Origin of the sequence: Aeromonas jandaei (assembly GCF_037890695.1) — a bacterium.
GTDB classification, from domain to species: Bacteria; Pseudomonadota; Gammaproteobacteria; order Enterobacterales; family Aeromonadaceae; genus Aeromonas; species Aeromonas jandaei.
In genome coordinates, this window is record NZ_CP149571.1 from 4,026,234 (window position 1) to 4,047,569 (window position 21,336).

20 protein-coding genes and 1 pseudogene are annotated in these 21,336 nt (G+C 60.2%); 18 read left to right on the forward strand and 3 right to left on the reverse strand.

The window, feature by feature from the left end; translation table 11 throughout:
* Position 1 precedes the first annotated feature (1 nt).
* From ascS to WE862_RS18920, 7 genes are all read left to right on the forward strand, one after another.
* The gene (gene ascS / locus WE862_RS18890) at positions 2–268 is read left to right on the forward strand and encodes a SctS family type III secretion system export apparatus subunit AscS (protein ID WP_033113185.1); all 267 of its coding nucleotides are present in this window, start codon (positions 2–4) and stop codon (positions 266–268) included.
* Positions 265–1,053, forward strand: coding sequence for a type III secretion system export apparatus subunit SctT (sctT, locus tag WE862_RS18895; protein ID WP_042031508.1), 789 nt, complete (start codon positions 265–267; stop codon positions 1,051–1,053). The genes ascS and sctT overlap by 4 nt, the downstream gene beginning before the upstream one ends.
* Positions 1,050–2,108, forward strand: coding sequence for a SctU family type III secretion system export apparatus subunit AscU (gene ascU / locus WE862_RS18900; RefSeq protein WP_042031509.1), 1,059 nt, complete (start codon positions 1,050–1,052; stop codon positions 2,106–2,108). Before sctT ends, ascU begins: the two co-directional genes overlap by 4 nt.
* Positions 2,109–2,224: 116 nt before the next feature.
* Entirely contained in the window at positions 2,225–2,653 is a 429-nt protein-coding gene (locus tag WE862_RS18905; RefSeq protein WP_042031510.1) for a type III secretion system chaperone, read from the forward strand.
* A 3-nt stretch (positions 2,654–2,656) separates the two neighbouring features.
* Positions 2,657–3,838, forward strand: coding sequence for an anthrax toxin lethal factor-related metalloendopeptidase (locus WE862_RS18910; RefSeq protein ID WP_052448118.1), 1,182 nt, complete (start codon positions 2,657–2,659; stop codon positions 3,836–3,838).
* A gap of 208 nt (positions 3,839–4,046) precedes the next feature.
* Positions 4,047–6,179 carry a hypothetical protein gene (locus tag WE862_RS18915; protein ID WP_156128730.1) on the forward strand — a complete coding sequence of 711 codons (2,133 nt, stop codon included), beginning with the start codon at positions 4,047–4,049 and terminating at the stop codon, positions 6,177–6,179.
* Positions 6,180–6,440: 261 nt separating this feature from the next.
* Positions 6,441–6,890: a DUF3142 domain-containing protein gene (locus tag WE862_RS18920; RefSeq protein WP_339058663.1), complete on the forward strand. Its 450-nt coding sequence runs from the start codon at positions 6,441–6,443 to the stop codon at positions 6,888–6,890.
* 13 nt (positions 6,891–6,903) lie between these two features.
* On the opposite strand, the gene WE862_RS18925 is transcribed toward WE862_RS18920, so the two are convergent.
* Positions 6,904–8,094: a MalY/PatB family protein gene (locus WE862_RS18925; protein WP_042031513.1), complete on the reverse strand. Its 1,191-nt coding sequence runs from the start codon at positions 8,092–8,094 to the stop codon at positions 6,904–6,906.
* Positions 8,095–8,181: 87 nt separating this feature from the next.
* The gene (gene malX / locus WE862_RS18930) at positions 8,182–9,753 is read right to left on the reverse strand and encodes a maltose/glucose-specific PTS transporter subunit IIBC (protein WP_042031514.1); all 1,572 of its coding nucleotides are present in this window, start codon (positions 9,751–9,753) and stop codon (positions 8,182–8,184) included.
* Positions 9,754–10,033: 280 nt separating this feature from the next.
* Between malX and WE862_RS18935 the strand changes: the two genes are divergently transcribed.
* On the forward strand, positions 10,034–11,071 hold the full coding sequence (locus tag WE862_RS18935) for a Mal regulon transcriptional regulator MalI (RefSeq protein WP_042031516.1): 1,038 nt from the start codon (positions 10,034–10,036) through the stop codon (positions 11,069–11,071).
* A gap of 121 nt (positions 11,072–11,192) precedes the next feature.
* Positions 11,193–11,456, forward strand: a complete 264-nt coding sequence (locus WE862_RS18940; RefSeq protein ID WP_005334591.1) for a hypothetical protein — start codon at positions 11,193–11,195, stop codon at positions 11,454–11,456.
* A 130-nt stretch (positions 11,457–11,586) separates the two neighbouring features.
* Here WE862_RS18940 and WE862_RS18945 read toward each other — a convergent pair whose 3' ends face one another.
* On the reverse strand, positions 11,587–11,739 hold the full coding sequence (locus WE862_RS18945; RefSeq protein WP_156128731.1) for a hypothetical protein: 153 nt from the start codon (positions 11,737–11,739) through the stop codon (positions 11,587–11,589).
* A gap of 36 nt (positions 11,740–11,775) precedes the next feature.
* Here WE862_RS18945 and WE862_RS18950 point away from each other — a divergent pair, with 36 nt between their 5' ends.
* From WE862_RS18950 to WE862_RS18990, 9 genes and pseudogenes are all read left to right on the forward strand, one after another.
* Entirely contained in the window at positions 11,776–12,492 is a 717-nt protein-coding gene (locus WE862_RS18950) for a sugar isomerase domain-containing protein (RefSeq protein ID WP_042031517.1), read from the forward strand.
* 105 nt (positions 12,493–12,597) lie between these two features.
* Complete coding sequence (locus tag WE862_RS18955) at positions 12,598–13,113, forward strand: ATPase AAA (RefSeq protein ID WP_042031518.1); 516 nt, start codon at positions 12,598–12,600, stop codon at positions 13,111–13,113.
* Between the two features lie 11 nt (positions 13,114–13,124).
* Positions 13,125–13,901: a phosphotransferase family protein gene (locus WE862_RS18960; RefSeq protein ID WP_042031520.1), complete on the forward strand. Its 777-nt coding sequence runs from the start codon at positions 13,125–13,127 to the stop codon at positions 13,899–13,901.
* A gap of 634 nt (positions 13,902–14,535) precedes the next feature.
* Positions 14,536–16,446 carry a PTS fructose transporter subunit IIABC gene (locus WE862_RS18965; protein WP_042031521.1) on the forward strand — a complete coding sequence of 637 codons (1,911 nt, stop codon included), beginning with the start codon at positions 14,536–14,538 and terminating at the stop codon, positions 16,444–16,446.
* Positions 16,447–16,962: 516 nt separating this feature from the next.
* Positions 16,963–18,370, forward strand: a pseudogene (gene uhpT, locus WE862_RS18970) (hexose-6-phosphate:phosphate antiporter).
* 206 nt (positions 18,371–18,576) lie between these two features.
* Positions 18,577–18,882 carry a PTS fructose transporter subunit IIB gene (locus tag WE862_RS18975; RefSeq protein ID WP_042031522.1) on the forward strand — a complete coding sequence of 102 codons (306 nt, stop codon included), beginning with the start codon at positions 18,577–18,579 and terminating at the stop codon, positions 18,880–18,882.
* Positions 18,882–19,649 (forward strand): PTS sugar transporter subunit IIA, encoded by a 768-nt coding sequence (locus tag WE862_RS18980; RefSeq protein ID WP_042031523.1) that lies wholly within the window; start codon positions 18,882–18,884, stop codon positions 19,647–19,649. The genes WE862_RS18975 and WE862_RS18980 overlap by 1 nt, the downstream gene beginning before the upstream one ends.
* 118 nt (positions 19,650–19,767) lie before the next feature.
* A complete protein-coding gene (rluE, locus tag WE862_RS18985) occupies positions 19,768–20,646 on the forward strand; it encodes a 23S rRNA pseudouridine(2457) synthase RluE (protein ID WP_042031524.1) in 879 nt (292 codons plus the stop codon).
* Positions 20,647–20,741: 95 nt separating this feature from the next.
* On the forward strand, positions 20,742–21,245 hold the full coding sequence (locus WE862_RS18990; protein ID WP_005344044.1) for an NUDIX hydrolase: 504 nt from the start codon (positions 20,742–20,744) through the stop codon (positions 21,243–21,245).
* Positions 21,246–21,336: the final 91 nt, after the last annotated feature.

Sequence of the window (21,336 nt, forward strand, 5' to 3'; positions counted from 1 at the left end):
GATGAGTCACGCCGATATTCTCCACTTCACCAGCCAGACCCTCTGGCTGGTGCTGATCCTCTCGATGCCGCCGGTGCTGGTGGCGGCACTGGTGGGCACCCTTGTCTCTCTGCTGCAGGCGCTGACCCAGATCCAGGAGCAGACCCTGGGCTTTGTCGCCAAGCTCATCGCCGTGGTGATCACCCTGTTTGCCACCACCGCCTGGCTTGGCAACGAGCTCTACAGCTTTGCCGACATGGTGCTGCTCAAGGTGCCGCAGATCCAATGACCCTCGAGAGCCTGCAGGGCCAGATGCTGGCCTACACCCTGCTGCTGCCACGCTTTATCAGCTGCTTCGTCATGCTGCCGGTACTGAGCAAGCTGATGCTGGGGGGGGCGATGATCCGCAACGGCGTGGTCTGCTCGCTGGCGCTGTTCGCCTACCCCATGGTGGCCGACACCCTGCCTCCCGCCATCGATGCCCTCGATCTGGCGCTCTTGGTAGCCAAGGAGGTGCTGCTCGGCCTGCTGATCGGCTTTGTCGCCGCCATCCCCTTCTGGGCCGTCGAGGCGAGCGGCTTTCTGGTGGATAACCAGCGCGGCGCGGCCATGGCATCCCTGTTCAACCCGAGCCTCGCCAGCCAGACCAGCCCCACCGGTCTGCTGCTGACCCAGACCCTGATCACCCTCTTCTTTTCCGGCGGCGCCTTTCTCGCCCTGCTCTCGGCCCTGTTCCAGAGCTATGCCAGCTGGCCGGTGACCCGTTTCTTTCCCGCTATCGGAGATCTCTGGGTGAGCTTTTTCTACAGCCAGTTCAGCCAGATGCTGCTGCTCTGCGCCCTGCTGGCGGCCCCCCTGCTGATCGCCATGTTTCTGGCAGAGTTCGGGCTGGCCCTTATCAGCCGCTTCGCCCCCTCCCTCAACGTCTTCGTACTGGCGATGCCGATAAAAAGCGCCGTCGCCAGCCTGCTGCTGGTCATCTACATCAAGCTGATGATGGATCACGCCTACCGCCAGGTGCTGGCGGTGATGGATCCGCTGCAACTGCTGGCCCCCATTCTGGAGGCGCGATGAGCGGCGAGAAGACCGAACAGCCCACCGCCAAAAAATTGCGCGATGCCCGCAAGAAGGGGCAGGTGGTAAAGAGCAAGGAGGTGGTCTCCACCGCCATCATCCTCAGTCTGGTGGGTATGCTGATGGCGATGTCCGACTACTACCTCGAACATCTGGGCAAGCTGATGCTGATCCCGGAATCCCACCTCAACCTCCCCTTTGCCCAGGCCCTCAACCATGTGGTGGAGAACCTGATGCAGGAGATGGCCTACCTCTGCATCCCGATCCTGGCGGTGTCGGCGCTGGTGGTGCTCGCCTCCCATATCGCCCAGTACGGTTTTCTGCTGAGTGGCGAGTCGATCAAGCCCGACATCAAGCATGTCAATCCGGTGGAGGGGGCCAAGAAGATCTTCTCCATCAAGAGCCTGATGGAGTTCGTCAAATCCCTGCTCAAGGTGAGCCTCCTGAGCCTGCTGGTATGGGTCACCATCGAGGGCAACCTGCAGGCGATGCTGCAACTGCCCGGCTGCGGCATGAGCTGCATCACTCCGGTACTGGGGGGCATGCTGGGCCAGCTGATGGCGGTCTGCGCCATGGGGTTTGTGGTGATCGCCATCGCCGATTACGCCTTCGAACACTACCAGCACATCAAGCAGCTCAAGATGAGCAAGGACGAGGTGAAGCGGGAGTACAAGGAGATGGAGGGGAGCCCGGAGATCAAAAGCAAGCGCCGCCAGTTCCATCAAGAGCTGCAATCGAGCAACATGCGCGCCGATGTGAAGCGCTCCTCGGTCATCGTCGCCAACCCGACCCATATCGCCATCGGCATTCGCTACGAGCGGGGAGAAACCCCGCTGCCGGTGGTCACCCTCAAGTTCACCGATGCCCAGGCACTGCTGGTGCGCAAGATTGCCGAAGAGGAGGGTATTCCGGTGCTGCAGCGCATCCCGCTGGCCCGCGCCCTCTATCGCGATGCGCTGATCAACAACTACATCCCCGCCGACCAGATCGAAGCGACCGCCGAGGTACTGCGCTGGCTGGAGCAGTGGCGCCAGAGCGAAGGGCCGCAGTGGTAACCCCTTGCGGGAGATCACCAGAGCGCGTCACCTAAAAAACCGCGACCCGGGTTAATATCCGGCCGATCCCTCTTTTTGCGATCCTGTGCATCACAATCATCAACCCAGAGATGTGCATGGATCTCGATACTATACTGACCCGGCTTGCCCGGCAGCTCGATGCCGACCAGCTCAATCAGCTCTCTGCCGACGAGTGGCTGCTGCTTGCCACGGATGGCCTCGCCCTGCAAATCACCCGAACCGACACCGGCCTTGTGCTGGCTTGCCGCCCCGATGACCGGGAGCTGGATCCCCGCTGGATGCCGCTGCTGCTCAGCTATAACGGCCTGCTGACCACTACGGGAGGCATGGTGATGGGATTGACCGGCAACCAGCGCCTGCTGATGCAGTTACCGGTCGCCATCGCAGATGCCGATGCACTGGCCAGCGTGACCCTCAACTTCCTGCAACTGGTACGGGAGTGGCAGTTGCGGCTGCTTGCGCCGTGCCAGCCAACCCTCTCCGAACCCGGCTCTCTTAATATGCTGTCTGCCATCAAGGGATAACTCATGAATACCACCTCAGCGACCTCATTGACGTCACTCTATCGTGACCTCCACTTATCCTCCGCCGGCAGCCAGCAGGAGCTGCGCGCCAGCAATGGCAATCTCTACCTCAAGGAGGGCAAGGGGCTGATCTCCGTCGAGAGCCACAGGCTGGCTCACCGGGACGCCGCCATTGCCCAGGTGATCACCGCCATGAGCCGGGAATATGGCATGAGCACGGAAGAGGCTGGCAGCCTGCTGCGCAGCGTACAGGCAGATAGCGGCAAAGTGACGGTGGCGGATGTGCGTCAGCTGCACAACGAACTCACCCTCGGGGCCCGGCACCAGAGCGAACGCTCGCAAGAGTTGCAGCAAGTCGCCGACCTGCGCAAACAGCAGCTCGCCTCAGCTACCCGCGCTCAGGGGCTCGCCCCCGATATTCGCACCCATGAGCAGCTGCGCAACGCCATCACCCGGCAACATGGTGAGCAAACGCTCGCCCTGCTCGACGAGAAACTCCCCTCTTTCATGCACAGCAAGGGGATGCTGACTCCGCGCCATATCGAGACCATCGGCCAACTGCTCAACTCCGGCGAAGTGGCCCGCTTCCAGCAAGCCATCACCATGGTCACGCTCAACGCCAAGAGCCCGGTCGACAGTCAGGCAGCCCGCGCCGTTGCCATCGAACTGGCCAAGCTGCCCATGAACCTGCTCAAGCAGGCCGATGCCGAAGGGCTGACGATCCGGGTCACCCATGACAATGTGACCACCTACCATACCCATCTGGCCGGAACGAGCGCCCGTGGTCATGGTGGTGGCGGGTGGGACAAGCTGCCGGGCGTCGGTGCCTTCGGCGGCAGTAAAGAGACCGTTATCGCCATGGAACAGGATCGCTCGGGCAAATGGCAAGTGGGTAGCCACCACGGCTCGGCCAATCTGGTGTTGCACGAATTTGGCCACTCCATCGATCGTCTGGTGGGCGCCAGCACCACAGGTGCCAACCTGAGTCAGGACAGCTCTTTCTATGCGGCCTGGTACAACGACTACCACAAACTGGGGGATGCCTACTTTCAGCAGGCGGGCCCAAAAGGGAACTACGAACCGGGACTGGAGGAGAGCTTTGCCGAAGGTCTGGCGCGCCTTTATGGCGACAACAATGCCTTCGCTCACTGGAGCCATATCGAGGCACAACTGTTGACGCTCTGACAGGACGTTCCTGTCCAACAAACCAGCCAAAAGAACGGGGCCATCACTGATGGCCCCGTTGTTGTCATCTGCTTGATGCCCCCCCGTCAATCACTGTTAGGTTGTCGATTGCAGCCCATTTACGTACTATTGCCAGCCATTGTGCTTCAGGCTTCTTGGCTCGTGATTCAAGGAGTTGTCACTCGGCAGATAGTGGATACCGCCTCTTATGAAGATCTTGAAATACTGTTCGGCACTGGCACTCACGCTTGCTGCTTTTCCTTCGGTTGCCTCATTCGACCAAGACGGGTGCAGTTTTTGGCTGACAGATTGTCCATTGCCAGCCTATCCAATATTCCTTTCCGACAATGACACCAAGAGCAACTTGCTGATGCTGCTGGCTGACAAGCAGCGACTCTCCCTCCCCTTTATGCTTCCGGCCGATCCGGCCAACGAACGCGATATGGAGCTCTTCTCTCTGCAACGCCTGCCACTTCCCGACGAGATGGAAAGCCCGGAACTGCGTGAACAGCTGGTTAGCCGGCTCACAGCCCATGACGCCTCGTTCCCGGCTTTGCTGGAACACTATGCTGGTCGGGATGCCCTTTACGGCCGAGCCATTTCCAACTCGCTGCAATCTGTCAGTCAATTTCTTGATGCCCTTGAGCAGAGCGACCTGTCATCTACCGAGCGCACGCTTCTGCTCAAAACCCGCTTACAGCTCCTTGGTCAGCAGGAAGATAGCCCCCAGTCTTCCGACGTCACAATGAGCGAGTCTGCCAGGGAGTGGCAGGCTTATCTGGATGCGGCACGCCACTTCTACCAAGGTCATTTCTCCGAGGCATTGACCGGCTTTATGGCTCTGCAAGGGGCAAAAGCGCAGTGGGTTGCCGAAACCGCGAACTATATGGTGATGCGAACACACCTTAATGCAGCGGTGAAAGATGCACAGAGCGAGTATGGTGATACCGATTTTACCAAGAGTGATAAAGAGGCGCTGAAACAGGCCATGACGCAGGGGCAGGCGTATCTGGCCGCCTATCCGCAAGGACGTTACGTCAGCTCGACCAAGGGTATGTTCAGACGCATCAACTGGATGGCGGGTGATCAGGCTTCATTACGCGATACCTATAGCGAAGCGATAGCCGCTGACCACTCCCTGCCGGAACTTGAGGCGCTGGTTAACGAAATAGATCTCTCTTTGCTGAGCGCTGACGCCTATCGCAATGAACTCGCCTACGAGGATAAAACCCAGCCTGAGCTGCTGTTTATCAATGCACTGCGTGGCCTCAGAACTGGCTATGACCAGAAACGCAACTGGAGTAACGAGCAGCTCGATGACGCCATCAAACAGCTGCAAGAGATGGGTAAAACAGAAGAAGCCACCTATCTGCAAGCTTATCGATTGCTGCAGAACCAACAGTTTGACGCTGTGCTGGCGCTGTTACCCAAAACAGAAGGACAAAACGCATCAACCCTGGCGTTCAGCCGCCAGTTGCTGCGAATCTGGGCACAGCAAGGAATGAAGGCGTTTGACCAGGCAGAGCAAGCCCTGATGACGCTGGTAGCGGCACCTCTTACTCAAGCCCAACAGGCATATGTGGAGAACATGTTGGCAGATCAGTGGGTGCGTACCGGCAATACTGCGGCCATTTTCAGCAAAGAGAGCCCTGTCACTCAGTTGCGGATCCGCACCGTCGTGTTAAAACAGTCGGCCGATCCGGACTTGCTTCGTCAGCAGGCTCGGCAGGCCACAAGCGCCTTGGAAAGACAAATCGCCCTGCATACCCTGCTGGTGAGAGACCTGATTGCAGAGGATTACGCAACATTCCTGAAAGACGTGACACTTATTCCGGCCGACTACAAGGAGGCTACCCCACCCAAGGATGAGCCGTGGCAACCGGTACCCAACGGTGATGTGCCCCTGTCAGCATTCAAGTGGGGAGGTGAAGGCACACCGCAGGACTATTACTGCCGTGATTTGACCTCCACTCTCGGCACACTGCTGCAGCGCCCCGGAGATGGACATGCACTCAACTGCCTGGGTGAATATCTGCGCAGCAAGGATCCCCAGATCAATTTGTGGCAAGGAAAAGAGATGGTTTGGGGATTGCCAAAACCTGAGTCAGCCACCGCGCCAAGCAGGCTCAAACTATATCAGGCAGTCATGGCCAACCCTAAAGCAGAGCCCGAAGACAAGAGTTATGCCCTTTACAGAGCCATCAACTGCTACGCACCATCAGGCAACAACGGGTGTGACTCTCAGGAGATCCCCAAGAGCATGCGGCAAACCTGGTTCAACACGCTCAAGCAGCGTTATGGCAACTCGGTATGGGCCAAATCACTCAAATACTACTGGTAAACCATGCCGCAACCCCTCGGGCCTAGCCTGTTAATTCTGTTATCGACACTTGCTGCGCCACTTAAGGCAAGTGTCGATGCCAGCAGCTATCACGCATTCTGGCTCTGGTCTGCCACACGGCATCAGCCAGTCCTGGCACAGGCAACCACCCTCTATTTGCATCAGGGGGAGATCCTGAACAGGCCATCCGGCCCCCGTTTTATCAAACTGGGGCGCGCTCCAACACCACTTCAGACCGAACAACTCTGGCTTGTGGTGAGAGTGAATACGCTGCCGCTCTCTGCCGATCACAAAAAGTTGCTGGTCAGGCTGTATCAGAAGTGGCGCAAGGCCGGAGCCAAAGTAACGGGTATTCAGATCGACTTTGATGCAGCCACCCGCCAACTGAACCGTTACGCCACCTCTTTGCGGCAGTTGCGACAAGTGTTGCCGGCAGAGTGCAAGCTCAGCGTAACGGGCCTGCTCGACTGGGCCAAGACGGGGGATGTGGCACAACTCAACAGCCTTCCGGTTGATGAGATAGTGATCCAGACCTATCAGGGCAAACATACGGTACCGGGTTACAGCGCCTATCTACCCGCAATGATGCAGCTCACCATTCCATTCAAGGTTGGCCTGGTGCAGGAGGGAGAGTGGGAACCCTCGTGGCAGGCAACGCTTGCAACCTCCCCCCACTACCGGGGGGAGGTCGTCTTCTTGCTCAATCGCTAGTCCAGGATATCCCTTACACCACCTCCCCCAGCGCACCGATCAGGGCGTCGAGCCCTTGGTCAACCTTCGAGCGCGGGCAGCCGACGTTGAGGCGGATATAGCCTGTGCCTTCCGGGCCATAGGTGTCACCGCGCATGATGGCGACCCGGTATTTCTCCACCAGCAAGGTTTGCAGCGCATCCATCCGCTCGGGGGAGTCGATGCCAAGGCCGCGCAGGTCAATCCAGGCGAGATAGGTTCCCTCGGGCACCCGATAGTCAATGGCGGGGAAAGCGGCGTTGAGCCGCGCCGCCACATGGGCGAGGTTGCCGTGCAGGTAGTTTTTCAGGGCATCGAGCCAGGTAGCGCCGTCCCGATAGGCACTGATATGGGCCAGCACCCCGAGAATGGGCGGCGATGAGAGGCCGTGGGCCGCCTTGAGCCGCTGCAGATAGGCGGCCCGCGCCGCTGCGTTGGCGATAAAGGCGTAGGCGCCGCCAAGGGCGGGAATATTGAAGGATTTGGAGCCCGAGCTCACCAGCGCCCAGTGATCGTCCGGTGCCACCTCGCTCCACGGCAGGTAGCGGGCAAAGCTCACATCCATATGGATGTCGTCCGAGATGACCTTGACCCCATGGCGCTGGCAGATAGCGGCCATCCGGCCGAGTTCATCCCGCGTCCAGACCCGGCCGGTGGGGTTGTGGGGGCTGCAGAGCAGCAAAATCCGGCAATCGGGACGAGCCGCTTGCTGCTCGAAACATTGCCAGTCGATCTGGTAACTCCCCTCTGCTTTTTTGAGCGGGCAAGGCAGCAGCACCCGGTCGTTGGCAGCCAGCATATTGCCGAAGGCGTCATAGGCGGGGGTATGCACCAGCACCCCTTCGCCCGGCGCCGACCAGAGGCTCACCAGCTGGGCAATCACATAGATGACCGAGGGGCCGTAAACCAGCGTCTCGGGGTCGAGGCTCGCGCCGTAGCGGTGGGCAAACCAGTCGCTCACCGCCCCCTTGAAGTCGTCGTGATTCCAGCGGCTGTAGCCAAATACCCCGTGCTCAAGGCGCTTGGCCAGGGCTGCGCGAATGCAGGGGGCGGTCTCGAAATCCATGTCGGAGATGGTAAAGGGGAGCAGATCGGCATGGCCAAAACGGTCGGCTACATAGTCCCACTGGGTGCAGTAGGTGCCGTGGCGGTCGACCACATGGTCGAAGTCATAAATATCGTGCATGAAGTTTCTCCCTCCATAAACAGGAGGCATATTGGGAGAGGCAAACAAGGGGGGCTTGCGCCCCCCGTTCGGATCTTATTGGCCGGTTCAGGCCCCCATCAGGCTCTGCAGCTGGTTTTTCACCAGATGTACCTGCGGGCCGATCACCACCTGCAGGTTGTGCTCGTCGAGCTTGATCACCCCGATGGCGCCGTTTGCTTTCAGTACCTTGTCATCGACCCGGCTCATGTCCTGCACCGACATCCGCAGGCGGGTGATGCAGTTATCGAGCGCCAGAATGTTATCGGCGCCGCCCAGGGCGTTGAGGATGATTTCACCGTTGTAACCACTGTTGCCAGCCTTCTTGCCTGCGGGCTGGGCAGCCTCGCTGGTTTCAATCTCGCGGCCCGGGGTCTTCAGGTTAAAGCGCACGATGGCGAAGCGGAACACGCTGTAGTAGATGGCAAACCAGATGGCCGCCGCGACCGGCACCAGATACCACTTGGTGGCGGTGCCTTGCAGCACGCCGAACACCAGAAAATCGATGAGGTTGCCGTCGGTGTTGCCGATGGTGACGCCAAGCAGCCCCATGGTCATAAAGCCCAGACCTGTCAGGATGGCGTGAATAACGTAGAGTACCGGTGCCACGAACAGAAACAGGAACTCCAGCGGCTCGGTGATACCGCCGATGACGCAGGCCACCACGCCAGAGACCAGCAGCGCCTTGATCTTGCCGCGATTTTCCGGACGGGCGCAGTGATACATGGCGAGCGCCGCACCCGGCAGACCGCCGAGGAAGGCAGGCATCTTGCCCTGCGAGAGGAAGGAGGTGGCAGAGACCGAGAATCCGGAAGTGTCGGCGCAGGAGAGCTCGGCGTAGAAGATATTGAGCGCGCCGCTCACCTCGTGACCGCATACCAGCTGGGTGCCGCCCGCTTCGGTAAAGCGGATCAGCGCCACCAGAATGTGGTGCAGACCGAGCGGCAGCAGCAGACGCTCACCGGTACCGAACAGGAAGGGGCCGAAGGAACCGGCGTGGGAGATCAGCGCCCCGATGCCGTTGATACCGGCAGCAAACCAGGGCCAGACGAACGGCACGACCAAGCCGACTACACCCAGCACCAGCGCGGTGATGATGGGCACGAAGCGAGCGCCGCCGAAGAAGGCGAGCGCATCGGGCATCTTGTAGGTGTAGAAACGGGCGTGCAATTTGGCAACGATCACCCCGACGATGATGGCCCCCAGAATCCCGGTGTCGATGGAGCTGATGCCGAGGATCGATTTCACCCCGTAGGCCTTCTCCGCCGCTGCGTCACCGATGACGTTGGCCACGGTGAGGTAGAAGTTGATGGAGAGGTTGAGCGCCGCATAGCCGACGAAACCGGCAAAGGCCGCGACCCCCTTCTCTTCCCGTGCCAGCCCGAGCGGAATGGCCACCGCAAACATCACCGGCAGGTAGATAAAGGCTACCAACCCCACCTTGGTCATCCAGAGGAACAGCAGTTGCAGCACGGTATTGTCGAGGAAAGGCATGCTCTGCTTGACCGCATCGCTGGTGAGCGAGCTGCCGACACCGAGCAGGATGCCCGAGAAGGCCAGCAGGGCGACCGGCAACATAAAGGTCTTGCCGAGGCTCTGCAGGAACTCCCAGATGGTTGATTTGGCTTGAGGCTTGGCCATGAAACGGCTCCTTGTGAATAGACAGCAATGTCTGCGGCTTTCCCCGTGGCTGCTCGTGGCAATTTCGACGCAGAGGCGCGGGTCAGCATCAGGTTTTGCCGAATGATAAAACGTTTTATCAATTTACAAGTGCCGACAGGATCACAGAATCAGGGGCTGGCTGGCAGCAGGATCCAAATTTGTGAGCCGGATCGGCCAGATGGTGATGTAACGTTTCACTTGAGCATCTGAGCAGGTATGCTTGAGCCTCGCTTTCAACTGTCCATCGTCCGTTCGCCCTATGTCGCCCAAATCCCTCTCTGCCAAAGCCACCAAGATCACCGATGTCGCCCAGCGGGCGGGAGTGTCGGTCACCACCGTCTCCATGGTGCTCAACGGCAAGGGGCGCATCTCGCCGGCCACCGCCGAGCGGGTGCAGCAGGCGATAAAGGAGCTCGACTATGTGCCCAACAGCGCCGCCGCCAACCTGCGCAGCCAGCAGTCCAATCTGGTGGGGCTGATCCTGCGCGACATCACCGACCCCTTCTATACCGAGGTGACCGCCGGGGTGAGCGAGGTGCTGGAGCAGCAGGGCTATCTGCTGTTTCTGACCCAGTGCGGCCACAGCCCGGAGCGGCTGCAGCAGAGCATCCACTCCCTGTCACGGCAAGGGGTGGCGGGCATAATCTTCAATCCGGTGCGCGGCGCGGCGGCCAAAACCCTGGAGACCCTGCTCGATTCCGAGCTGCCGGTGGTGTGCGCCGCCCGCTCCTACTATCGGGATGACGTGGACTTTATCGGCCCCGACAACACCCACGCCGCCAAGCAGGCCACCACCTACCTTATCGAGCAGGGCCACCGCCATATCGCCTACGTCGGCGGGCGGGCCGACTCCCTCACCCGCGCCGAGCGGATCGGCGGCTACTGCGCCAGCCTGCTGCAATATGGCCTCCCCTTCAAACCGGAGTGGGTACTGGAGTGCGAGCGCACCCAGCGCAGCGCCGCCGACACCATCGCCCAACTGCTGCACCAGCACCCCAAGGTGACCGCCGTGCTCTGCCACTACCCCGAGGTGGCCCTCGGCGCCATCTATGGCGTCGAGGCGAGCGGCCGCACCGTGGGCAAGGACAACTACATCGGCCAGCAGGTGGCCCTGCTCGGTTTTGACGACGTGGCGGAGGCCGAACTCACCTCCCCCGCCCTCACCTTTGTCAGCTCACCGGCCCGCGAAATCGGCCGTCAGGCAGCAAGGCGCCTGCTGACCCGGATGCAGCAACCCGATCTCGCCCCCAACCGCCATATCATCACCCCCAATCTACAAAAGCGGGAGTCGGCCTGAGCTGGCTGGGCAAGCCTGCAGCAGCGCAAAACGTGAGGCTGCTCACTGCGCCGGCAAGGAGAGATTGAGTGCCAAGTGAAGAGAAATATGATGGGCGTCCACTCTCTTCACGAGCCTTTTTATGAGCAACCCGCACGACCAGAATCCACCGAGTGAAATCCATCGCTGTGACAAATGCAGGGAGCGCACCCGCCATATCGTGGTGCTGGTCGCCCGCGATCACAGCCAGGACATCATGCCCAAGGATCCGCGCAAAGCCTTCTGGCAAGCCTTTACTTCCAGCAGCATCACCAACTGGGCGTTTGGTGAAACACTGGCCTACCAGACCACCCATGTAAAACATCTAATTTGCGAACGCTGCGGGGAGAAGTTTCTGGAGTATTGACGGCTCCAGCCTGTCATCCGTCACACAAACAACCGAATCAAGTCCCGCCATCAAGCAAGTAGTTTGTTGATCCTTGGCAGGTTTTTACCTGCTGCCGGTTTTGCATCGCCCCCACCTTGATTACCATGGCTCACTTGGCAACCGGGATTGGGAAGGGCGTTGCCGAGATCGCTCTGGCCACCATAGCGCCATCCCCTCCCACCACATCGCCGGTTAACAGCAGCAGAGTGGAGGCTGTCGTCCAGGGGCGGTAGCGTGCCGATTGGCGACACCTGGGCCACAACCCCCTCTCCAGTAATCCACAAGGATCCCCGCCGTTATGTTTGAGTACGTCGAAAAACTGCAAGCGCGCATTGCTACCATGGTCAGTCAGAACGAAGCCGGGATCCGGCAGGCGGCCCACTGGTTTAGCGAGGCCATCGTTCACAACAAGATGATCCATATGCTGGGCACCGGGCACTCACATATGGTCGGGCTGGAGGGGTTTATCCGTGCCGGTGGCCTTGGCAATATCAACGCCGTGCTCGACTCCACCGTCACCACCGCCGATGGAGCCCTGCGCAGCTCGGCGCTGGAAAAACTGCCCGGGCTTGCCGCCATTTTGTGGGAGGATCAGCCGATTGCGCCGGGGGATCTGATGGTGGTCATCTCCAATTCGGGGCGCAACGCTCTGCCCATCGAGTGGGCCCAGCTTGCCAGAGCGCGCGGCCACAAGGTGATCGCTATTACCTCAGTGGCACAATCGGCGCAAAACCCGAGTCGTCACCCTTCTGGCCAAAAACTGATGGAGCTGGCCGATCTGGTACTGGACAACTGCGTGCCGCCGGGCGATGGCCTGTGCGAGGTCAATGATCGGGTCACTGGCGCCTTCTCCTCCATCTCCGGCATGGTGCTGATCAATACGCTGGTAGTCGAAGCGCAGAAACTGGCGCTGGCACAAGGCGTCACCCCGCTTATTTTCTCCAGCCAGAATGTGGATGGCTTTAATAACGATGATGTTTACCACCATTTCCAAGGGCGATTGAAGTCGATGTAAGCAATTAAGATATTGTCGCGGTAAACGTTGGGCTTCACTTCGTTCAGCTCCAACCAACGATGTTTGGCCCAAAATACGAGATGTTCCAGAAAAGAGCACTCATAGATGAAACGTATTCTGATTATTGGCAACTCGGGATCGGGCAAGAGCTGGTTGGCGGCTCGATTGGCTGAGGGGTTAACTATCCACGAGGTCAATCTGGACACCATTGTCTGGCAGCCGGGCGGCTTTAACCAAAAACGGTCCCAGCATGAGATTGATCATGCCATTCAAACACTTGCTCAAGAGCCCTCATGGGTGGTCGAAGGGGTATTTGGTGCCTTGGCCGAGCAACTGCTTGATGCCGCTGATACCGTGCTCTTTCTGGATCTCGACTGGTCAGTATGCCGTGATTCACTGCTATCGCGTGGATCACAAAGTGCCAGACAACGGGATACAGTGGCCGCCGAAGAGAGCTTTCAACAACTGCTGGTGTGGGCATCTGAATATGGGCAGCGAGCCGGTAAAAGCTCTCGCCAATTCCATCGCGAGCTGTTTGATCGATTCCCAAACGACAAGCACCGTTTTACGACTCGGGCAGAGGTAAATAGCTATCTCACGCACCTGACCACTCATAGCTAACGGAGTAGAGGATGACGCAACAGGAGCTGGCGAAAATGGGGGGCGCTTCGGTAAATCTCCAGTTGCTGGATGGCAAACCCTGTATCAGAAAAAGCGGCGCATCGCTTGTCGAGCGCCATTTCTACCAACGCGCCGCACTGCATTTGAGCGGACTCAACACTCCTGCCCTGCTCAAGGTCGAAGGGGAGACCCTGTTCCTTGAGCAGATCCCTCATCCGGTCACGCTCACGCAGTTGCACCACAACGAACAGACCTTTGCTCAGCTGGCCAGCCTGCATAACGCCAACTATCAGCCCGACTTTGCGGTGAAAACTCACGGCTGGTCGCTCGTCGACACCAACGAGGCGCTCTCTGTACTCTGCTTGCCGGAAGCGGTAAACGAGAAGATCCGCCATATCCAGCAACTTGGTCACGAACTATTCGAGGAGTCATGCCTGATTTCGGGAGATAGCAATGAGGGCAACTGGGGCACCCGCAACAATGGTGAGCTGGTGTTATTTGACTGGGAGCGATTTGGTTATGGCAGTCCGGCCATCGATCTGGCCCCGCTGGTGCCGCGGATGGGTTCGCTGGCTGAATATGAAACCATCATTGAACGCTATCTACGCCACAGTTCGCTTCTCTCTGGCGACCGGTTGCTACGCCATCTCGTCATGGCCAAGTGCTGGCTGATTATTGAAGTCACCAATCTGCTGACCAGAAGAGAGAAGCCGCAGGCACAGCAATATCTGGAGTGGTATCGACAACAAGTACCCCACTGGCTGGAGTCGGTGGCGCATATGGTGTAGTCCGTAGGTTCGAATAGCGCAGCGTATTCGAACGTTCGCGTTATCACCTCTCTCTTTTCGGCCATCCCCGCTCTTGCCACCACCCAGCCTGCCCAAACAAGCGGTGCAATTCACTTCGTTCATTGCACCCTACGGTGCGCCGATGGCTGTGGTTGTTCTTGCCCATTGTGGTGAGCTGTCTGGCACCGATGGCGCAACTCATTTCTCCAGCTTGCTCTGCTCACGCCTCCCCTGCGTCCGCCCCTCGCTTCCCGCCAGCGGGGCCATTTCTGTGCGTTGGCTCACATCCCACCGCCGTTTTTCACCTCACAAATTTATAGGAAGAGCACTCCCATTCTCTGAGTAAAAAATCACCACACGGCCAAGGCGCTGAACCACGACAAAACACAACTGATTGATTTTAATCATCAATAAAAATATGAGTGATTCAATCTTCCCCCGTCTCAGCAGCTCTTCAGCTTTGCGATCAGGGTCACACTCAAGGTGATGGCGCACAAAAATCCAGTTATTCGCACATTTGTCCGATAGGGTGACCTCTGCCCCGGCGCGATAATAGTCGGGTCAATTTTGTCTGCATGCCGGCCTGCAAGGGCGGCATGCCAACAGGCTCCGGCAACGGAGCGGGGAGAGCGCCATGATAACCACCTTGATCAATGAACATCTGATCAATCTCGATTTGAAAGCTACCGCCAAGGAAGAGGTCTTCACCGAGATGGCCCGCCTGCTGGTCGCGCAAGGCAAGGTCAGCGACGAGCAGCAGTTCGTCAAGGATCTGTGGGCCCGTGAAGAGCTGGACAACACCGGCTTTGAAGAGGGTGTTGCCCTGCCCCACGCCAAGAGTGCGGCGGTCAGCACCCCGGCAGTCGCCATCGGCATCAGCCGCAACGGCATCGACTACGGCGCCGAAGATGGCAAGCCGTCCAAGCTGTTCTTCATGATTGCCTCCCCTGCCGGTGGCGCCAACCACCATATCGAGGTGCTGGCCGAGCTCTCCGCCAAGCTGATTGAAGAGGGCTTTATCGATGCCCTGCTGGCAGCCAAAACCCCGGCCGATGCGCTGGCACTGCTGCTGGCCAAGAAAGAGGAAGCGGCTGCCGCACCTGCGGCCAACAAGGGGCTGATCATCGGTGTCACCGGCTGCCCGGCCGGTATCGCCCACACCTATCTGGCGGCCGAATCGCTGGAGCGCGCCGCCAAGGAGCTGGGGTATGAGGTGAAGGTGGAGACCAACGGCTCCATCGGCGTCAAGAACAGCCCGACCGCAGACGAGATCGCCCGCGCCGCCGCCATCGTGGTGGCCTGTGATAAGCAGGTGGACATGGCCCGCTTCGCTGGCAAACCCCTCATCAAGACCGGCGTAAAAGCCCCCATCAAGGATGGCAAGGGTCTGATTGAGCAGGCCCTGAAAGCCCCCGCCTATGTGGCGGACAAGGATGAGAAGAAGGGTGACGAGAAGCGCGCCAGCGGCGGCAGCTCGGATCTCTATCGCTACCTGATGAACGGCGTATCGCACATGATCCCGTTCGTGGTGACCGGTGGTCTGCTTATCGCCCTGTCACTGGCCATCGGCGGCAACCCGACTCCGAGCGGCATGCAGATCCCGGAAGGGAGCATGTGGAACCAGATCCTCAACGTGGGCGTGGCCGCCTTCACCCTGATGATCCCCATTCTGGCGGGCTATATCGCCTACGCCATCGGTGATCGTCCGGCACTGGCACCGGGCTTTATCGGCGGCTGGATCGCCAACAACGGCAGCTTCTACGGCGCTGATGCCGGTACCGGCTTTATCGGTGCCATCATTGCGGGCCTGTTGGTCGGCTATCTGGTGCGCTGGATTGCCACCCGTCAGTACCACAAGATGGTGCAACCGCTGGTGCCGATCCTGATCGCTCCCATCGTCGGTTCGCTCTTTATCGCTGCGGTCTTTATCTTCATCATCGGCGCCCCGATTGCCGACATGATGACTGGCCTCAACGCCATGCTGCTCTCCATGAGCGGTGGCAGTCTGGTGCTGCTGGGTATCGTGCTGGGTGGTATGGCCGGCTTTGATATGGGTGGCCCGGTCAACAAGGTGGCCTTCCTCTTCTCCGTCGGCATGATCGCCTCCGGTCAGACCCAGTTCATGGGTGCCATGGCTTGCGCCATCCCGGCTGCGCCCCTTGGCATGTCGCTGGCTACCGTACTTGGTCGCAAGCTCGGCATCTTTGACGAGTCCGAGATCGAAGCGGGCAAAGCCGCTGGTGCCATGGGTCTGGTGGGTATCTCCGAAGGTGCGATTCCGTTCGCCGCCCGTGATCCGCTGGCCGTCATTCCGGCCAACGTGCTGGGCAGCATGACTGCTGCTGTGATGGCCTTCCTGCTGGGCATCACCAACAGCGTTGCCCACGGTGGCCCCATCGTGGCTCTGCTGGGTGCCGTCAACAAGCCGCTGCTGGCCCTGCTCTGCATGATCTGCGGTGCCATCGTCACCGGCGTGGTCGCGGTTGCCCTGAAAAAGCTGCGGGTAAAAAAGAGTGACGAGGTAACCCTGGCCAAGGCGGCCTGAGTTCCTCCTCCCCGAGCTGCTCACGCTCGCGAACCATAACAATGAGGCCACCCCGGGGTGGCCTCTGCTTTTTCCTGTCTTTTTCCTTGCCGGCCTCAACACCCTCTTTATCGCGCCCTCTCTTGCCACGCCAAAGCAGCGCCGCGTTTGCCGCGCCATTCCCTCTCCTCTCACCTGGATACCGGCGGAAATATCGCCAATTCCGGGTCAGCTCTGTGATTGCACTCACGCTTTGCCCGCGAAATCGCAAAAACTAGGAAATTTTCCTAATTGCCCTAGGGATGGCTCTCAAGCCATTTATTGCCCCTCTGATTAGAGTCACCCCACCTGATGTCGTGACCCGCACCACGACGGGCGACATGCCCCGTCCTTCGGCAGCGGGCCCGGGTTTACACGGGCAGAAGCAGGCCAGCCGGCCACCCTTTTGCCCCCTTTCCGTGGCGTGACCTCCCATAACTGCACAACAACGCAAGGGGCGCGGCGGAATAGCGTCTATCTCGCAGAGGATGAACGAAAATGTTGAAATTTCTCGAACAGGTCCGGGTTCCCACCCTCGACCTGCCGGTAGAAGCCCGGCGCAAACTCTGGTTCAAGCCGTTTATGCAATCCTATCTGGTTGTATTTATTGGCTATCTGACCATGTATCTGATCCGCAAGAACTTCAACATTGCGCAGAATGACATGATCCAGTCCTACGGTCTCTCCATGACCGAGCTCGGCATGATCGGCCTTGGCTTCTCCATCACCTACGGGGTGGGCAAGACCATCGTCTCCTACTATGCCGACGGCAAGAACACCAAGCAGTTCCTGCCACTGATGCTCATCCTCTCCGCACTCTGCATGCTGGGCTTCAGTGCCAGCATGGGCGGCACCGGTTTCAGCCTCTACTTCATGATCTTCTTCTACGCCCTGAGCGGCTTCTTCCAGAGCTGTGGCGGCTCCTGCAGCTACTCCACCATCACCAAGTGGACTCCCCGCAACAAGCGCGGCACCTATCTCGGTATGTGGAACCTCTCCCACAACGTGGGCGGTGCCGGTGCGGCCGGTGTGGCGCTGTTCGGTGCCAACTACCTGTTCGATGGCCACGTGCTCGGCATGTTCATCTTCCCCTCCATCATTGCGCTGATCGTCGGCTTTATCGGCCTGCGCTTTGGTAGCGATTCGCCGGAAGCCTACGGCCTTGGCAAGGTGGAAGAGCTGTTTGACGAAGTGGCGAGCGAAGAGGATATCGCCACCGAGGAGCAGAAGCTGACCAAGTGGCAGATCTTCGTGAAGTACGTGCTGCTGAACAAGGTGATCTGGCTGCTCTGCTTTGCCAACATCTTCCTCTACGTGGTGCGTATCGGTATCGACCAGTGGTTCACCGTCTATGCCCACCAGGAGCTGGGCTTCTCCAAAGACGTGGCCATTCAGGGCTTTACCTTCTTCGAAGTGGGCGCTCTGGTCGGCACCCTGATGTGGGGCTACCTCTCCGATCTGGCCAACGGCCGTCGTGGTCTGGTGGCTTGCGTGGCACTGGCGCTCATCATCGCGACTCTGGGTCTCTACCAGCACGCCACCACCCAGTTCATGTTCCTGGGCTCCCTGTTCACCCTGGGCTTCCTGGTGTTCGGTCCGCAACTGCTGATCGGCGTTGCCGCCGTGGGCTTCGTACCCAAGCAGGGCATCAGTGTGGCCGATGGCGTCAAGGGCACCTTCGCCTACCTGATTGGTGACAGCTTCGCCAAACTGGGTCTGGGCATGATTGCCGACGGCACCCCCATCTTCGGCCTGACCGGCTGGAACCGGCACCTTCGCGGCGCTGGACATGGCCGCAGCCGCCTGTCTGGTGCTGATGGCCTGCGTGGCGATTGCCGAAGAGCGCAAGATCCGCCGCATCAAGCGCGAGCTGAAAGCCGCCGAACTGGCGACCCAGACCGCCTGATAATCATAACAACAGACGCAGATTGTTCAGGGCTACCCACACGGGTAGCCCTTTTTGTTTAGCCAAACTAAATACTCAAGTGGCCCTTTTGCGCCATTTTTGCGGCCCAAAGCCCTATCGAGATCCCACTTTTGGCCGGGGCTTTTGGCAAAAAATCCCCGCCGGCGTTATCTTGTTGGCCCCCCGTTTCGCACAGTTCAGAGCCAATGAAGATCATTGCCGTCACCGCCTGCCCGACCGGCATCGCCCACACCTATATGGCAGCCGAAGCGCTGCAAAAAGCCGCCGCCGCCCTCGGTCTCAAGATCAAGGTCGAAACCCAGGGCGCCATGGGGATGGAGAACTCCCTCACCGCCCGCGACATCGCCAGCGCCGATCTGGTGCTGATCGCCTCCGACATCGACATCGAGCAGAAGGAGCGTTTCCTCGGCTGCCCCATCCATCGGGTGAGCCTCGAAACCGTACTGCTCGATGCACAGGCGGTGCTGAGATCACTGCCCCGGCCCAGCTGATGCTAAGCCGCGAGATCACCTTCTACTGCCATCAGGGGATGAGCATTGCCCGCACCAAGCAGCTGAGCCGGCTGGCGGGGATGTTCAAATCCTGCATTCGCTGCGCCAACCTCACCCGGCGCCAGACGGTTATCGCCAGCAATCAGCTCTCCCTGCTCACCCTCGCCACCCAGCCCGGCGATCTCTGCCAGTTGCAGATCGAGGGCAACGACGCCGAGCTGGCCCATATGGCCTTCACCTGCTGGTGCGGCGAGCTGGGTCAGCCGCTGGTGCGCCCCGCCAGCGCCGCGCTGGCCGAGCTCCGTCTGGCAAGCGCCCTGCCCAACTACCACTTCGCCCTGCGCCAGCTGGCTCACAGTCCCGCCCTCCTGACCAAGAGCGAGGCGCTCGAACACCTGATCGACCTGCTGCCCGCCGAGCTGGTCAGCGACAGAGCCGCGCTGGAGGAGGCGATCAGTCGGCGCGAGCAGATCGCCGCCACCATCATCTGCCCGGGCCTCGCCATGCCCCACGTGCTTTGCGAGGGGATAAGCCAGCCTGCCCTCAGCCTGCTCAGCAGCCCGGCCCCCATCGAGTGGGGCTCGCAGCTCGGGCCGGTGCAGACCATCATTTTGCTGGCGGTGCCGACCGGCTGCGGGCGCGACACCCTGCTTCCCCTCACCCGGCTGGCCCGCGCCCTGATGGACGAAGTGATAAGCGGCGCCCTGCTGCAAGCAAGCTCGGCCCCCGCCAGACAAGCCATCGTGATTGAAAACCTGCTCGGTTGACCCTCGGCCGAAAGCTGCCAATTTTCCTGGGCTCTCTTTACCGACACCTCCCATTCATCCTGCCGTCAGCCCCCTGTGGTACACTCGCTGCCATTCCCACTTGCCAATCCGCTATCCGATGAAATCTGCCCGCTCCCGACTCTCGCTGCCAAACCGTCCCGCCCGCGATGGCGCCCCCCGCTCTGCTGCCCGGCCAGCCGAATCCCGCCACGTTGCGGCGCGCAAGCCGGAGCGGGCCCCCGAGGATCGCAAGCTGCTGCTGCTGAACAAGCCCTATATGGTGCTCTGCCAGTTCACCGACGAGGCGGGCCGCGAGACCCTCAAGGATTACATCAAAGAGCCCGGCATCTACGCCGCAGGCCGGCTTGACCGCGACAGCGAGGGGCTGTTGCTGCTCACCAACGATGGCAAGCTGCAGGCGCGCCTCACCCAGCCGGGGGAGAAGACCCCCAAAACCTACTGGGTACAGGTAGAAGGCATCCCGAGCGAGGAGCAACTGGCCGCCCTGCGCGCCGGTGTCGAGCTCAACGATGGCATGACCCTGCCTGCCGGGGCGCGCATCATGGATGAACCTGCGGTGTGGCCGCGCAATCCGCCCATTCGCGAGCGCAAGGAGATCCCCACCTGCTGGCTGGAGATCAAGATAGTGGAGGGGCGCAACCGGCAGGTACGGCGGATGACCGCCCATATCGGCCACCCCACCCTGCGCCTTATTCGCTACGCCATCGGTGACTGGACGTTAGATGGACTGGCCCCCGGCGAGAGCCGCGCCCTGCCCGCACCCGAGTTGGCGCCAGCCCCGCGCAGGGCACAGACGCCAAACAAACCGCGCAGTCAGGGCTCGGGCAGCAACAATCCGCGCTCTGCCCAACCGACCCGAAGCCCCCATGGTCAGGGTCAGGGGCGCGACAGTCGCGACGCGAGCCCGCGCCCGGCCAATCGCAGCAGTGGCCGTGGCACCGCGCGCCGACCGGCCCGCAGCAAACCCTCGGAATAACGTGCAGCCTGCTGGCAATCGAACACTAAAGAACAGCGCTGAATCGAGCCCCTGCTTCGGCCGGGGCCAAACCGGTAACGAGACAAGGAGTCCTTATGAGCGATAACCTTCCTGCATCGCAGGAGAAAACGCCGCACGAGCGCATGCAAGCCAGATTGACCGTCGCCGCGCTGGTGCAGTGGCAGGGCCGCTTTCTGGTGGTGGAAGAGGAGATAAAAGGCCAGCGCCGCTTCAACCAGCCCGCCGGCCATGTGGAGGCCGGTGAAGATCTGCTCACCGCCGCCTGCCGCGAGCTGAAAGAGGAGACGGGACTGACCGCCACGCCCACCGCCTGGCTTGGCACCTATCTCTACAAACCGGCCGACAGCGAGGCCACCTATGTGCGCACCGCCATCATCTTCGACCTTGAAAAAGCGCCGGGTCAGCACCATCCAGAGGATCCTGACGGCGATATCCTCGCCTGCCACTGGCTCACCCTGGAGGAGATCGCCGAGTGCAAACCGGCCCTGAGAAGCCCCTTGGTATGGCAGTGCATCGAGGATTATCTGGCGGGAACACGCCTGCCGCTCTCGGCGCTCAAGGCCTTTATCCAGAGCTAGGGACAGAGCAGGCATCCGCTGGCAATCGCCACAAGAAAAACGATTTCCTGCCGCAAGGTTCCTGATGGGGACAGTGGTATGGAGATGTGAC